The 14,836-nt window shown below is 73.4% G+C and carries 12 protein-coding genes; 6 read left to right on the top strand and 6 right to left on the bottom strand.

The genetic code is table 11. From position 1 onward, the window contains the following. Positions 1-41: 41 nt before the first annotated feature. On the top strand, positions 42-1,235 hold the full coding sequence (locus tag HAV39_RS40480) for a bifunctional pyridoxamine 5'-phosphate oxidase family protein/GNAT family N-acetyltransferase (RefSeq protein ID WP_191844392.1): 1,194 nt from the start codon (positions 42-44) through the stop codon (positions 1,233-1,235). Between the two features lie 225 nt (positions 1,236-1,460). Then, the gene (gene leuE / locus HAV39_RS40475) at positions 1,461-2,117 is read left to right on the top strand and encodes a leucine efflux protein LeuE (protein WP_191844379.1); all 657 of its coding nucleotides are present in this window, start codon (positions 1,461-1,463) and stop codon (positions 2,115-2,117) included. 266 nt (positions 2,118-2,383) lie between these two features. Here leuE and HAV39_RS40470 read toward each other — a convergent pair whose 3' ends face one another. Continuing rightward, positions 2,384-2,758, bottom strand: coding sequence for a hypothetical protein (locus HAV39_RS40470; protein ID WP_120318590.1), 375 nt, complete (start codon positions 2,756-2,758; stop codon positions 2,384-2,386). Between the two features lie 217 nt (positions 2,759-2,975). Here HAV39_RS40470 and HAV39_RS40465 point away from each other — a divergent pair, with 217 nt between their 5' ends. The 4 genes from HAV39_RS40465 (at position 2,976) to HAV39_RS40450 (ending at position 10,700) form a co-directional block, all read left to right on the top strand. Then, positions 2,976-7,421 carry an ATP-dependent helicase gene (locus HAV39_RS40465; protein WP_191844378.1) on the top strand — a complete coding sequence of 1,482 codons (4,446 nt, stop codon included), beginning with the start codon at positions 2,976-2,978 and terminating at the stop codon, positions 7,419-7,421. Between the two features lie 96 nt (positions 7,422-7,517). Further along, entirely contained in the window at positions 7,518-8,783 is a 1,266-nt protein-coding gene (locus HAV39_RS40460; protein ID WP_203736384.1) for an acyltransferase family protein, read from the top strand. 35 nt (positions 8,784-8,818) lie between these two features. Further along, a complete protein-coding gene (locus HAV39_RS40455; protein ID WP_191844377.1) occupies positions 8,819-9,598 on the top strand; it encodes an SAM hydrolase/SAM-dependent halogenase family protein in 780 nt (259 codons plus the stop codon). Between the two features lie 226 nt (positions 9,599-9,824). Continuing rightward, positions 9,825-10,700 (top strand): SCO6745 family protein, encoded by an 876-nt coding sequence (locus HAV39_RS40450; protein WP_191844376.1) that lies wholly within the window; start codon positions 9,825-9,827, stop codon positions 10,698-10,700. A 74-nt stretch (positions 10,701-10,774) separates the two neighbouring features. On the opposite strand, the gene HAV39_RS40445 is transcribed toward HAV39_RS40450, so the two are convergent. The 5 genes from HAV39_RS40445 to rimO form a co-directional block, all read right to left on the bottom strand. Then, positions 10,775-11,218, bottom strand: coding sequence for a helix-turn-helix domain-containing protein (locus HAV39_RS40445; RefSeq protein WP_120318586.1), 444 nt, complete (start codon positions 11,216-11,218; stop codon positions 10,775-10,777). 222 nt (positions 11,219-11,440) lie between these two features. Next, the gene (locus HAV39_RS40440; RefSeq protein ID WP_191844375.1) at positions 11,441-11,914 is read right to left on the bottom strand and encodes a CinA family protein; all 474 of its coding nucleotides are present in this window, start codon (positions 11,912-11,914) and stop codon (positions 11,441-11,443) included. Beyond that, the gene (locus HAV39_RS40435) at positions 11,911-12,759 is read right to left on the bottom strand and encodes an arylamine N-acetyltransferase family protein (protein ID WP_203736383.1); all 849 of its coding nucleotides are present in this window, start codon (positions 12,757-12,759) and stop codon (positions 11,911-11,913) included. Before HAV39_RS40435 ends, HAV39_RS40440 begins: the two co-directional genes overlap by 4 nt. Beyond that, positions 12,756-13,334, bottom strand: a complete 579-nt coding sequence (pgsA, locus tag HAV39_RS40430) for a CDP-diacylglycerol--glycerol-3-phosphate 3-phosphatidyltransferase (protein ID WP_191844374.1) — start codon at positions 13,332-13,334, stop codon at positions 12,756-12,758. Before pgsA ends, HAV39_RS40435 begins: the two co-directional genes overlap by 4 nt. Positions 13,335-13,344: 10 nt before the next feature. After that, the gene (rimO, locus tag HAV39_RS40425) at positions 13,345-14,826 is read right to left on the bottom strand and encodes a 30S ribosomal protein S12 methylthiotransferase RimO (RefSeq protein ID WP_191844373.1); all 1,482 of its coding nucleotides are present in this window, start codon (positions 14,824-14,826) and stop codon (positions 13,345-13,347) included. Between the last annotated feature and the right edge of the window lie 10 nt (positions 14,827-14,836).

The following is a 14,836-nucleotide window of genomic DNA, read 5'->3' as shown; positions in this document are numbered from 1 at the left end:
TGACCACGTACCCGCAGACCTCGCGCACCACCGCACTGCGGATGCGCGAGCGCATGTCCTACGAGCGCAGCGCCGCGCACGCGATCCTCGACGAAGCCTGGCACTGCACCCTCTCCTTCGTGCTCGACGGCGAGCCCCGCGCCCTGCCCACCCTGCACGTACGCGTCGGCGACACGCTCTACCTGCACGGCTCCAGCGGCGGCCGGATGGGCCTGGAAGCCCGCGCCGGGCTGCGCGTCGCCGCCTGCGTGACCCACCTGGACGGCCTGGTGCTGGCCCGCTCCCAGTTCCACCACAGCGCCAACTACCGCTCGGTCATCGCCCACGGCACCGCCACCCTGGTGACCGACGAGCAGGAGAAGCTGCGCGTCTTCACCGCGCTGGCCGAGAAGATCGGCGAGGGCCACGCCGCCCGCACGCGCCCGCCGTCGGCCAAGGAGCTGGCCCAGACCGCACTGCTGGCCCTGCCGCTGGACGAGGTCTCCGTGCGCGCCCGCACCGGCACCGCCGGCGACGACGAGGAGGACCTGGCCCTGCCGTACTGGGCGGGCGTGCTGCCGCTCAAGGTCACCGCCGGCCCGGCCGAACCCGCCCCCGGCGTCACCGTGCCCACCCCCGCCTACCTGCGCGCCGACCGCGGCCCGTGGCACGAGCCCGTGGTGCTGCGCGGCTCCGTGGTGACCCTGGAGCCGCTCGACATGTCCCACGTCGACGGCCTCTACGCCGCCGCGGGCAACGACGAGGAGGTCTGGCGCTGGCTGTACAAGCCCGCCCCGCGCAGCCGCGAGGAGATGGCCGCCGTCGTCTCCGACGCGCTGGCCGGACACGCGCGCGGCGGGCGCGTCCCGTGGGTGCAGCTGTCCACCGCCACCGGCGAGGTCCTCGGCACCACCTCGTACTACGCCATCGACACGGAGCAGCGGCAGCTCGGCATCGGCCACACCTTCCTGGGCCGCAAGGCCTGGCGCACCGGCGTCAACACCGAGTCCAAGCTGCTCCTGCTGGAGCGCGCCTTCGACGTCCTCGGGGCCGAACGCGTCGAGTGGCACACCCACCACCACAACCAGCGCTCCCAGGCCGCCATCGCCCGCCTCGGCGCCGTCCGCGAAGGCGTCATGCGCCACCACCGCATGCACCACGACGGCCAGTGGCGCGACACCGTCACCTTCTCCATGCTCGCCGCCGAGTGGCCCGCCGCCCGCACCCGCCTGACCGAAAGGAAGGGCACCTTCTAATCGCCATCCGTAGAGGAAGGGCACCTTCTTAACTCATCACCGGCCCTGAGCTGCGGCGACGGATCGAGCGGGCGAACCGTTCCGACATCACGCCGTCTCCGCGGCTCAAGGTCGATGCCCGGCGGCAGCTCGGGCGCGGGGCACGGCGCGGGTGACGCAGGGCACGTCCGAGGATGACCTATCGGCCGAGGTCGCGTCTCGGTCACCCGAGAGAAGATGTAAGGCATGCTCGGCGTTACGGACCTGTACACCTACGTGCTCGGCACGATCGCGATCGTGCTGCTGCCCGGCCCGAACTCGCTGTACGTGCTGGCCGTCGCGGCCCGGCGCGGGGTGCGTCAGGGCTACCGCGGCGCGATGGGCGTCTTCTGCGGCGACGGCGTGCTCATGCTGGTGTCCGCGGCGGGCATGGCGTCCCTGCTGCGCGCCGTGCCCGCCCTGTTCATGGTCGTCAAGTACGCCGGCGCCGCCTACCTGGGCTTCGTCGGGATCAAGATGCTGGTCGGCGCGATCCGCGGCTGGCGGGACCGGTCGGCGGGCAGGGTCGCGGCGAGCACGCCCGAGCCCGAGCCCAAGGCGGAGAACGCGTTCCGGCGGGCGTTCACGATCAGCCTGATGAACCCGAAGGCGATCCTGTTCTTCGTCTCGTTCTTCATCCAGTTCGTCGACCCGGGATACGCGTACCCGGCGCTGTCGTTCCTGCTGCTGGCGATCATCGTGCAGATCTGCAGCGCGCTCTACCTCAGCGTGCTGATCTTCAGCGGCAACCGGCTGGCCGCCGCGTTCCGCACCCGCCGCCGGCTGGCCGCGGCCGGCACCAGCGCCATCGGCGCGCTGTTCGTCGGCTTCGGCGTCAAGCTCGCCACCTCATCGCTGAGCTGACCCACCACACCGTCGCACCGCACCCGCGCCGCCCCCGGCAACCCGCGACCCGCGACCCGCGACCCGCGACCCGCGACCCGTCAAACGAGCACACGCACGGGTGCGACTGGGCACGTACACACAAATAGACGTTGGCCTATCTGGATGACAATTCGTCGATCGAACTCATCCAGATAGGCCAACGCCTATGACAAGACGGGGCCCGCCGGCCATAAAAAACGGCGGTCGGCGCGGGGCCGGTCGCACGTCGGCGGGTCAGGCGGGGCTCAGGCGACAGCAGGCTCCGGGATCAGCAGGTCGTGGCGACCGAGGTCGCGGATGATGTCGTTGACCACCCACACGTCGACGTGCGCGGGGCGGGCGTGCGTGTGCGGGTGCCGGGCATCGCGGTTGCGCACCACGAAGTAGTGCACGGCTGCGCGCACGCGGGCCCGGTCGACGGCGCTGGCGCGCACCGTGTCGCGGATCAGCTGGCGCAGGTGCGCGGCGATGCGCTCGGCCAGGGCCAGTTCGTGGCCGGAGTGCTGGGACTGGCCTGCCTGCAGCCGGGCGAGGTGCCCGTCGAGCTGGCGCAGCAGGACGTCCGATTCGTGGCGGCTGTTCTTCCTGTCGACGGCCGGTGTGGTCTGTCGTTCGGTCATGCTCACCCTCCGCACACCGTGTTCGATGGACTACTCATCGTGAGCAAGACGGTACGTGATTCGGGCGCATCCGGGCAAGACTCCCAACGAAACCGTCTCATCCACTGGGCCTACCCCTGCGGGGAGTGTGGCTAACGCCTCACCTGCGGCATCACCCGTTGGAGACCGGGCACGGGCATCGGGCGATTGTCGGTGGCGGGGGGCAGGATGGTCGGTGATGAATACGCCCGCCGCCCCGTTCGGCCCTGCCACGCAGGCCTGGTTCGACGCGGCCTTCGCCGCGCCCACCCCGGCCCAGGCGGGTGCCTGGAAGGCCGTCAGCGCGGGTGACCACGCCCTGGTGGTGGCCCCGACGGGCTCGGGCAAGACGCTGGCGGCGTTCCTGTGGGCGCTGGACCGGCTGGCCCACGAGCCGCTGCCCGAGGACCCGACCCGCCGCTGCCGCGTGCTCTACGTCAGCCCGCTCAAGGCCCTGGCCGTCGACGTCGAGCGCAACCTGCGCACCCCGCTGACCGGCATCCGCCACGCGGCGGCCCGGCTCGGGCTGAAAGAACCGGACATCACGGTCGGCATGCGTACTGGCGACACCCCCGCGGACGAACGCCGCACCTTCAACAGACGCCCGCCCGACATCCTGATCACCACGCCGGAGTCGCTGTTCCTGCTGCTCACCTCCCAGGCACGGGAGTCGCTGCGCGGCGTGGAGACGGTGATCGTCGACGAGGTGCACGCGGTCACCGGCACCAAGCGCGGCGCCCACCTGGCGCTGTCGCTGGAGCGGCTGGACGCGCTGCTGGCCCAGCCCGCGCAGCGGATCGGCCTGTCCGCGACGGTCGAGCCGGTCGAGGCGGCGGCGCAGTTCCTGGGCGGGGCCGCGCCGGTGCACGTGGTGCAGCCGAAGTCCGCCAAGACCATCGAGGTCAGCGTCGAGGTGCCGGTCGAGGACATGACCGCGCTCGACGAGGGCCGCCCCGACGACGAAGGCCCACGCCGGGCGTCCATCTGGCCCGCGGTCGAGGAGCGGGTGTTCGAGCTGATCGGCCAGCACCGCAGCACCATCGTCTTCACGAACTCCCGCCGCGGGGCCGAGCGCCTCTGTGCCCGGCTCAACGAGCTGGCGGCCGAGCACCTGGTCACGGCCGTGCCGCCACCCGCGCAGATCATGGCCCAGTCCGGCGCGGGGTACGGCGCACCGCCGCAGATCGCCCGCGCGCACCACGGCTCGGTCTCCAAGGAGGAGCGCAAGCAGATCGAGGAGGAGCTGAAGTCCGGGCGGCTGCCCGCCGTCGTGGCCACGTCCAGCCTCGAACTCGGCATCGACATGGGCGCGGTCGACCTCGTCGTGCAGGTCGGCGCGCCGCCCAGCGTGGCCGCCGGGCTGCAGCGGGTGGGCCGGGCCGGGCACCAGGTCGGCGCGGTCTCGCGGGGCGTGGTGTTCCCGACGCACCGCGGCGACCTGCTCTCCTGCGCCGTGGTCGCGGGGCGGATGACCGCGGGCCGGCTGGAGCCGCTGGCCTACCCGCACAGCCCGCTCGACGTGCTGGCACAGCACATCGTGGCGATGACGGCCCTGGACGAGTGGACCGTCGCCGAGCTGGCCGCGCTGGTGCGCCGGGCCGCGCCGTTCGCCGCGCTGCCCGAGTCGGCGCTGCACGCGGTGCTGGACATGCTGGCCGGGCGCTACCCGTCGACGGCCTTCGCCGAGCTGCGCCCGCGCATCGTCTGGGACCGCGCCGCCGACCGGCTCACCGGCCGCCCCGGCAACCAGCGCCTCGCCGTCACGTCCGGCGGCACCATCCCCGACCGCGGCCTGTTCGGCGTCTTCCTGGCCGGTTCGGAGAAGGCGTCGCGGGTCGGCGAGCTGGACGAGGAGATGGTGTACGAGTCCCGCGTCGGCGACGTCTTCGCGCTGGGCACCAGCTCCTGGCGCATCGAGGACATCACGCCCGACCGGGTGCTGGTCTCCCCCGCCCCGGGCCAGCCCGCGCGGCTGCCGTTCTGGAAGGGCGACCAGGCCGGGCGACCCGTCGCCCTCGGCAAGGCGCTCGGGGCGTTCCTGCGCAACCCAACCGGGATGGACAGCCTCGACCCGTCCGCGGTGGGCAACCTGACGGCATACCTGGAGGAGCAGCGCGCGGCGACCCGGCACCTGCCCGACGACCGGACCGTGCTGGTCGAGCGCTTCCGGGACGAGCTGGGCGACTGGCGCATCGTGCTGCACAACGTGCTCGGCGCACCGGTCAACGCGCCGTGGGCATTGGCCATCGGTCAGCGGCTGCGCGAGCGCTACGGCGTGGACGCGCAGGTGCACGCGGCCGACGACGGCATCGTGATCCGGCTGCCGGAGACCGCGGAGGAGCCGCCGGGCGCGGACCTGTTCGCGTTCGACGCCGACGAGATCGAGCCGCTGGTCGCCGAGACGGTCGGCGGTTCGGCCCTGTTCGCGTCCCGGTTCCGCGAATGCGCGGCCCGCTCGCTGCTGCTGCCCCGGCGCGACCCGGGCCGGCGCCAGCCGCTGTGGCAGCAGCGCCAGCGCGCCGCTCAGCTGCTCGACGTGGCCCGGGAGTACCCGGACTTCCCGGTGACCCTGGAGGCCGCCCGGGAGTGCCTGCGCGACGTGTTCGACCTGCCGTCGCTGGCGACGATGATGCGCGACATCGCCTCGCGGAAGATCCGCATGGTCGAGGTGTCCACCCCGCAGCCGTCCCCGTTCGCCCGCTCGCTGCTGTTCGGCTACGTCGGCGCGTTCCTGTACGGCGAGGACGCGCCGCTGGCCGAGCGCCGGGCGGCCGCACTGGCCCTGGACCCGACGCTGCTCGGCGAGCTGCTGGGCCGGGTGGAGCTGCGCGAGCTGCTCGACCCGGCGGTCATCGAGGCGACCGCGCTGCGGCTGCGCTGGGTCGACCGGCGGGTGCGCGACGCCGAGGACACCGTGGAGATGCTGCGCCAGCTCGGCGACCTGTCCCCGGAGGAGCTGACCGAGCGCGGCGTGGCGCCGGGCTGGCTCGACGAGCTGGCCCGCACCGGCCGGATCCTGGGGGTCCGGGTCGCCGGGCAGGAGCGCTTCATCATCGCCGAGGACGCCGGCCGCTACCGGGACGCGCTCGGCGTGGCCCTGCCGCCCGGCCTGCCCGCCGCGTACACCGCCGCGGTCGCCGATCCGCTGCTGGACCTGCTCGGGCGCTATGCCCGCACGCACGGCCCGTTCCGGGCCGACGACTGCGCGATCCGGTTCGGGCTGGGCGTGGCGGTGGTCGAGCACACGCTGCGGCGGCTGTCCGCCTCGGGGCGGCTGGTGCAGGGCGAGTTCACCGCCTCGTCGGACGGCGGGTTCGTCGAGTGGTGCGACGCGGAGGTGCTGCGTACGCTGCGCCGGCGCAGCCTGGCCGCGCTGCGCAAGGAGATCGAGCCGGTGCCGCCGGAGGTGCTGGGCCGCTTCCTGCCCGCCTGGCAGCACATCGGGCGGCGCAGCGAGGGCATCGACGCGGTCGCCGCCGCCATCGACCAGATCCAGGGCGTGCCGGTGCCCGCCTCGGCCCTGGAACGCCTCGTGCTGCCCGCCCGGGTCGCCGACTACCGGCCCTCCTATCTGGACGAGCTGTGCGCCACCGGCGAGGTCGTCTGGGCCGGGGCCGGGCCGATCGGCGGCAACGACGGCTGGATCGTGCTGGCCTTCGCCGACGCCGCCCCGCTGCTGCTGCCGCCCCCGACCGAACTCGCCCTGACCGGTGTGCACGAGGCGCTGCTGTCCGCGCTGGGCGGCGGCGCCCTGTTCTTCCGGCAGCTCGCCGACCAGATCGCGGCCGAGCACGACGAACTGCTGTCCGCGCTCTGGGACCTGGTCTGGGCCGGGCTGGTCGGCAACGACACGCTCGCCCCGGTGCGGGCGCGGCTGTCCGGCGGCGGCGCGCACCGGGCCAAGCCCACCCCGGGCCGCGCCCGCTACCGGCGGCCCAGCCTGACCGGGGGCCGGTCGCCGGCCGCCGCCCGGGGCCCGGCGCACCTGCCCGCGGCGGCCGGCCGCTGGCACGCGCTGGGCGAGCGGGACACCGACCCGACCGCCCGGGCCGCGGCCCTGGCCGACGCACTGCTGGAGCGGTACGGCGTGGTGATCCGGGGCGCGGTCGCCGCCGAGAACCAGCCCGGCGGGTTCGCCGCGGTCTATCCCGTGCTGGCCGCCCTGGAGGACCGGGGCGCAGCCCGGCGCGGCTACTTCGTCGAGGGGCTGGGCGCGGCGCAGTTCGCGCTGCCGGGGGCGGTGGACCGGCTGCGCTCGTACGCCGACACCCGCGACGGCGCGCCGCGGGCGCTCGTGCTGGCCGCCACCGACCCCGCCAACCCCTACGGCGCGGCGCTGCCCTGGCCGCACAACACCGAGGGCCACCGGCCCGGCCGCAAGGCGGGCGCACTGGTCGTCCTGGTCTCCGGAGCGCTCGCGCTGTACGTCGAACGCGGCGGGCGTACCCTGCTCTCCTTCAGTGACGACGAGGCGGTCATGGCGGCCGCCGCGGCGTCGCTGACCGAGGCGGTGACCAGCGGGGCGCTCGGCCCGCTGACCGTCGAGCGGGCCGACGGCGAATCGGTGACCGGCAGCCCGCTGGGCGCGGCCCTGGAGGCGGCCGGGTTCCGCATCACCCCACGTGGGCTGCGGTTACGCGGATAAGGGCGGTCCCGGAGACGGCCATCAGGGAAATACCGGGGAAAGACGTGTCGGATTGACGCTGGCGGGTCGAGCCGCGCCGGTGGCATGCTGCGCTTCATGACCACTGCCGCCGCCCCCGCGCGCCGTGACACCTATGTGGACTTCCTCCGGGCGCTGAGCCTCATCGTGGTCGTGGTCTGGCACTGGGCGTTCACGATCCTCGACTGGCGCGCCGACGGCCCGCACGCCACCAGCCCGCTCGGCTTCACCCGCGGGCTGTGGCTGGCCACCTGGCTGTTCCAGGTCATGCCGCTGTTCTTCTTCATCGGCGGCTTCGTGCACATGCGCAGCTGGGAGCGGGCGCAGGTGCGCGGGGTCAGCATGGGTGCGTTCGTCTGGCGGCGCATGCGCCAGCTGCTCATCCCGGCCGGCATCGTGCTGCTGGTATGGATCGCGCTCGGCGGCCTGATCGGCAGCTACTTCAACCTCACCGGCGTCGGCCGGGCGGTGAAGCTCGTGGTCAGCCCGCTGTGGTTCCTCGCGGTCTACCTGATGCTGATCGCCCTGCTGCCGGTCGGCCTGTGGCTGCACCGCAAGGCAGGACTGCTGGCCCTGGTGTGGCTGGCCGGCGCGGCGATGGTGGTCGACGTGGCCCGCTTCGGCAAGGGCATGGAGGACATCGGCTGGCTCAACATGGTGCTGGTGTGGGGCCTGGCGCACCAGGCCGGCTTCTTCTACCAGAACGTGGTCGACTCACCCCGCCGCAACGACTGGGCGCTGCTCTGGGCCGGCCTGTTCGGCCTGGTCGGGCTCGTCGGCTCGGGGCTCTATCCGGGCTCCATGGTCGGCGTGCCGGGCGAGCGCTTCTCGAACATGGCCCCGCCCACCTTCGTCATCGTGGCGCTGCTGATGTTCCAGATCGGATTCGCCGAGCTGATGCGACCGCGGATGCAGATCCTGCTGGAACGCCCGCGCTGGAAACGCGTCAACGAGCTGATCAACGAGTTCTCGCTGCCGCTCTACCTGGTGCACACCACCGGCATGGCGCTGTTCCTGTTCCTGACCTGGCTGTGGCTGCGCTACGACATGGACAAGCCCGCCGACGTCGACCTGGGCTGGTGGCTGACCCGGCCGCTGGCCATCATCGGCCCGCTGATCTGCACCATCCCGGTGCTGCTGCTGTTCCGCAGGATCCAGCGCCGCGGCGCGGCGAGCGCGGCGGCCGCCAAGGGCACCGCGGATGCGCTGCCGCCGGCCGTCCCCGCGCAGCGCGGGCAGGCCGCCGCGGGCGAGTCCGCCGTGGGCGGGGCGGGACGGGACGCCGGGCAGGCGGCCGCCGACGCCGACGCGTCGGAGGAGATCGGCTCGCCGCGGCGGCCATAGTGGACAACGGGCCGGATCGGTCTACCTTCATAGGCATGCCCGGATACGACTACATCTCGTTCACGACCGACTACGGGCTGTCGGACGGCTTCGTCGCCGCCTGCCGCGGCACGATCGCCCGGTTCGCCCCGAACGCCCGTGTCATCGACGTCACGCACCTGATCGCGCCCGGCGACGTCACCCGTGGCGCGGCGGTGCTGGCGCAGACGGTGCCGTACCTGCCCGACGCGGTCCACCTCGCGGTCGTCGACCCGGGCGTCGGCACCCCGCGCCGGGCGGTCGTCGTGCAGACCCCGCGCGGGCTGCTCGTCGGCCCCGACAACGGGCTGCTGGTCTGGGCCGCGCAGGCGCTCGGCGGCCCGTCTGCGGCGTACGAGCTGGCCAGCGAGGACTGGTTCGCGCCGAGCGTGTCGCGCACCTTCCACGGCCGCGACGTCTTCGCCCCGGTGGCGGCCCGGCTGGCCCGCGGCGCGGACCCGGCCGACGCGGGCCCGGCGGTCGCGCCGGACAGCCTGGTCCAGCTGCCCGAGCCAGTGGTGACCTGGGGCGACGGCTGGCTGGAGGCCGAGGTGCTGACCGTCGACCGCTTCGGCAACGTGCAACTCGCCGCCGCCGGCTCGGCCCTCGAACTGCTCCCCGACCGGCTCACCGTCGGCGGCTGCCGGGCGATCCGCGGCACCACCTTCGCCGACGCCCCCTCCGGTGGCCTGGTCGTCTTCGCCGACTCCGCCGACCGCGTCGCCATCGCCGTCAACGGCGGCCGCGCCGCCGTCATGCTCGCCGTAACCCCCGGCGACCTCGTCCGCATCACCTGACCCACCCCGCCCCCGGTCCAGTCCGTTGATCATGAACTTATGGCCGGGTTCGTCGGCGTGTCGCTCCCCTAACCTCATGATCGATTCGGTCGGCGCGTCCGCTGCGGCGCGATCGGCGGAGTGGCGTGCGTCGCACTATCTAGGCATTGACAAGTTCGGTGGGTCGTGGAAATCTTGTCGACGTCAAGATGCATTCTGGGTGTCACTAGATGAGGGAGGAACAGCGATGTCCGAGACGGTGCCCCCGGCGCTGGTGCGTCAGATGTGGCAGGTGCTGGAACCGGTGCACGCGGCGATCTACTACGCGCCCCAGGCCAACGAGGAGGCCGCGGCGCTGGGTTACGACACCGAGAGCCGCTGGCCGAGCTACTTCGCGTGGCGGTCCGCGCCGCTCGGTGCGGCCGGTCCGGAGCTGGTCGCCGCGACCTACTACAGCTTCAGCCCCGCCATGATCCGCACCTACGTCCCCGCCATCTGGGAGACGGCCACGGCGGACAAGGTGCTCGCGGCACGGCTCCGGGCCGTCGACCGCACCCTGCGTGCGCTGCTCCCGGACTTCGTCGACAGCCCGGAAGCGGCCGAGGCCGCCGCACTCGCGCGCCGCGCCGCCGAGGCGGCCGTGACCGCCGGCCGCCCGCTGGCCGCCGCCAACGCCGACCTGCCCTGGCCGGACGAGCCGCACCTGGTGCTCTGGCAGGCAGCCTCGGTGCTGCGCGAGCATCGCGGCGACGGGCACCTCGCGGCGCTGCTCACCGCCGGGCTGGACCCGTGCGAGGCACTGGTGTCGTTCGCGGCGGTCGGTGCGGCGCCGGTCGAGGTCTTCGCCAGCCGGGGCTGGACCGCCGACGAGTGGCGGGCCGCGCAGGAGCGGCTGACCGCCCGGGGCTGGCTCGACGCGGACGGACACGCCACCGACGCGGGACAGGCCGGGCGGGACGAGGTCGAGCGCCGCACCGACGAACTGGCCGCCGGTCCGTGGCGGGCACTGGGCCCGGCGGGCGCCGGCAGGCTCGCTCAGCTGGTCGGGCCGGCCGCGGTCGCGCTGGCCCGCTCGGGGATCTTCCCCCGGCAGAGCACGCTGGGCCTGGGCGCACGGCGCTGACCGTCCCGGACATGAAGCAGCGGGCGGCCGGTGGCCGCCCGCTCAGGAGCACATGCGATGGCGGAACAGGGTCCTCAGACCCCCACGACCTCGCGGCCGCGCGCGTTGCCGGTGTTGCCCGGACGCATGTTGCGGGTCGTCCGCAGCGTGGTGCGCAGCGGGTTGTCCCGGCGGACCGTGACCGAGACCTGGCCGTCGGTGGCCACCTCGGTGCGCGGCCGGTGCGTGATCTCAGCCACCTGCTGGTCACCGCGCGGCATTGGCGTGAGCACGCCCTCGACCTGCTCGGCGACGGCCATGGTGTCGCTGACCTCGCGCAGGACCTCGGACAGGCGCGCGCCCAGCGCATCGCAGATCGAGGTCAGCAGCTCGCTGGACGCCTCCTTCTGCCCCCGCTCGATCTCGGAAAGGTAGCCGAGACTCACGTTGGCAGCCGTGGAGACCTCACGCAGGGTGCGGTGCTGCCCCTGCCGGCGGGCACGGAGGGCATCACCGATCACTCGACGCAGAAGCACCATGTTCGCACCCCCTGAACTGTTCCCCGTCACGACGCTGTCGGCTGATATGCCGTCAGCCGCCGGTTGTCACCGACGGCTGAGAAGAACCGTACTCTCTTCATGCCAGTTCGACATCCCGCCCCGCCGGGGCGGATCGGCGAACTCACTCGGCGGCCGACGCCACTCTGATACACACTACGACAGTCCGGCCAAACTCCGCACAGGTCACGAAGAGATCACGTCTTACGAATCGATCACGGCGGTGTCGAGCAGGCTCAGCGCGGTGGCCACCGCGGCATCGCGTACGCGCTGGCGCTCACCGTCGATGTGCAGCTCACGGACCTCGGCCTGACCCTGCGGACCGGCCAGCGCGACGTACACGGTCCCGGCGGGCACGCCGTCCTGCGGCCCCGGTCCGGCCACCCCGGTCGTGGACAGGCCCCAGTCCGCGCCGCAGCGCTCACGCGCGCCCCGGGCCAGCGCGAGCGCCACGTCCGGATCGACCGGCCCGCGCTCGGCCAGCAGCCCCGCGTCCACCCCGGCCAGGCTGTGCTTGAGGTCGGTGGCGTACACCACCAGCCCGCCTCGCAGCACCCGGCTCACCCCGGGCACGGTGACCAGGGTCGCGGTGAGCAGCCCGCCGGTCAGCGACTCCGCCGCCGCGACGGTCTGCCCCCGCTCGACCAGCCTGCCGACCAGACCCTTAACGTCGATCATGCGGCGGGCTCCGACATGGCGCTCCGCCGGGCCGTCCACTCCTCATGGGCCGCCAGCGTGCCGGGCCACAGCTCGTCGATGTCGTCGCCGGTCAGGCCGAAGAGTTCGGCGAGCGCCTCCCGCCAGTCCTCCCGGGTGGTCAGGACCTCCTCGCGCCGCCCTGCGGCGTCGATGCCGATCAGCGTGCAGCCGCGCAGGACGTCCACCCCCGCGGCGGTGCGCCGCTGCGCCGTGAGGAACCGGGTGAACGGCGACGCGGCCGAGGTCGACAGGTGCTCGTGCGCGTCGGCGAAGTCGTCGAGCACGGCCGGGGCGGCGACGACGTCACAGGCCGCGAAGGACCCCGCCGGGTCGTGCCGCAGCCGCCAGCCGGCCTCCGGCCGGGGCGAGGCCGTCAGGGCGTACGCGAAAGGACCCTGCGTGTGCTCCCCGTCGACCAGCGGCAGCGGGTCGTACAGGGCGTCACCGAGCCCGGCGTCGGCCAGCCAGCGCCCGCCCGGGTTCGCCGGGTCCGGCAGGTCGTGCACCAGCAGCGCCAGATGGTTCAGCGCGGGGTCCACCTCGTCGAGGGCGGCCACTACGTAACCGCGGTGCAGGGTGACGGTGAAGCCCAGCGCGCGCAGCAGCTCGCTGAAGGCGGCGTTCAGGTGGAAGCAGTAGCCGCCGAGCCCGGCCGTGACCCGGCGCAGCGCGTCGTCGGGCGTTACCGTGCCGGGGCGGCCCAGCATGATCTCCAGGTTGGTGTACGGCACCCGGGTCACCTGCGCCCGATGCAGCTCGCGCAGGTAGGCGGCCGAGGGCGCCCGGCGCGGCACCCCGAGCATGCCCAGGTATGCCTCGATCACGAGACGGGCGCGCCGCGCCGCAGCCGGATCGCCGCCACCACGTAGTCGACGCCGGTCACCACGGTCACCAGCAAGGCCGCGCCCATCAGCCACGGGCCCACCGCCGACCACGGGGCCGGGAACGGCCACAGATACCAGGCGATCGCGGCGATCTGCAGCACGGTCTTGAGCTTGCCGCCGCGGCTGGCCGCGATCACGCCGTACCGGATGACCCAGAAGCGCATCAGCGTGATGCCCCACTCCCGGACCAGGATCACCAGGGTGACCCACCAGGGCAGCAGGTCGTACCAGCTCAGCAGGACCAGCGCCGAGCCGGTCAGGGCCTTGTCCGCGATCGGGTCGGCGACCTTGCCGAACGAGGTGACCAGCTCGAAGCGCCGGGCGATCCAGCCGTCGACGTAGTCGGTGAACGACGCGACGCCGAACGTGATCGCGGCCGCGATCCGCCAGCGGTTGTCGGTCATCCCAGAAACGATCACCAGTGCCACGAAGACCGGCACCAGCACGATGCGCACGACCGTGAGGACGTTGGCGGCGTTGAGCAGCGGTGGCACCCGGCGTGAACGTTCCTGCACGGAAGACACGCTAACCAGCCACCACGGCCAGTGCTGGCCGGCCGGCGGGAGCCGCGTCGAGCATCTCCACGGGAACGGCCACCAGGTCGACGCCCTCGGTCCCAGTCACCCGGGCCCGCACCAGGTCACCCGGGTGCAGCGCGCCCAGGTCGACCCCGTCGGCCCCGGCGACCAGCATGGTCGAGCCGTCCACCTCCGGCGCCTGGTGCGCCGCGCGGCCCTCGACGCCGTTCTCGTCGACCGTGTCCACCAGCACGTCCACCAGGCTGCCCAGGCGCTCCTCGGCCCGCTGGCCGCACAGCTCCTCGACCAGGCTCAGCATCTTGTCGTACCGGCTGCGGATCGTCTTCGCGCCGACCTTGCCGTCCATGGTCGCGGCCTCGGTGCCGTCCTCGTCGCTGTAGTCGAACACGCCGATCGCGTCGAGCCGCGCCTCGCTGACGAAGCGCACCAGCTCCTCGTAGTCGGCGCGGGTCTCGCCCGGGAAGCCGACGATGAAGTTGCTGCGCGCGCCCGCCTCCGGGGCGAGCTTGCGGGCGCTGTCCAGCAGCTCCAGGAAGCGCTCGGTGGAACCGAAACGCCGCATCCGGCGCAGCACCGGCTCCGAGGAGTGCTGGAACGACAGGTCGAAGTACGGCGCGACGCCCGGCGTGGTGGCGATCGCCTCGACCAGGCCGGGCCGGGTCTCGGCGGGCTGCAGGTAGCTCACCCGCACCCGGACCAGACCCCGGATCGCGGCCAGCTGCGGCAGCAGCTTCTCCAGCGCCCGCGGGTCGCCCAGGTCCTTGCCGTACGACGTCGAGTTCTCGCTGACCAGCACCAGCTCGCGCACGCCCGTGCCGGCCAGCCACTCGGCCTCGGCCAGCAGCTCGTCGGGGGTGCGGCTGACGAACGAGCCGCGGAACGCCGGGATGGCGCAGAACGAGCACCGGCGGTCGCAGCCGCTGGCCAGCTTCAGCGAGGCCACCGGGCTGCTGTCGAGCCGGTGCCGCAGCACGGGCCGCAGGTGCGCCGGGGTGTGCTCGTCGTTGGTGAACGCTGCGTGGCCCGGCACGATCACGCCGGTCTCGCGGCGCTTGGCCGGGGCGATCGGCAGCAGCTCGCGGCGGTCGCGCGGGGTGTGCGCGTCGTGCTTGTCGCCGCGCAGCACCGAGCCGAGCGCGGCCGAGATCGACGGGTAGTCGTCGAAGCCGAGCACCGCGTCGGCCTCGGGCAGGCTCTCGGCCAGCTGGTTGCCGTACCGCTCGGCCATGCAGCCCGCGGCCACCACCTTCGCGCCGGTGTCGGCGGCGGCCAGCAGCGTGTCGATCGAGTCCTGCTTGGCCTTCTCGACGAAGCCGCAGGTGTTGACGAGGACCACGTCCGCGCCCTCGCCGTCGGTGCTGACCTGCCAGCCGTCGGCCGCCAGGCGCGCGGCCAGCTCCTCCGAGTCGACCTCGTTGCGGGCGCAGCCCAGGGTCAGCAGCGCGACCCGCCGCCCACTCTCGGGCACGGGAAGATCA

It is taken from the genome of Catellatospora chokoriensis (assembly GCF_011297315.1).
GTDB classification, from domain to species: Bacteria; Actinomycetota; Actinomycetes; order Mycobacteriales; family Micromonosporaceae; genus Catellatospora; species Catellatospora citrea.
The sequence above is the reverse complement of the archived record's forward strand: the minus strand, read 5'-3'. Positions and strand labels throughout refer to the sequence as shown.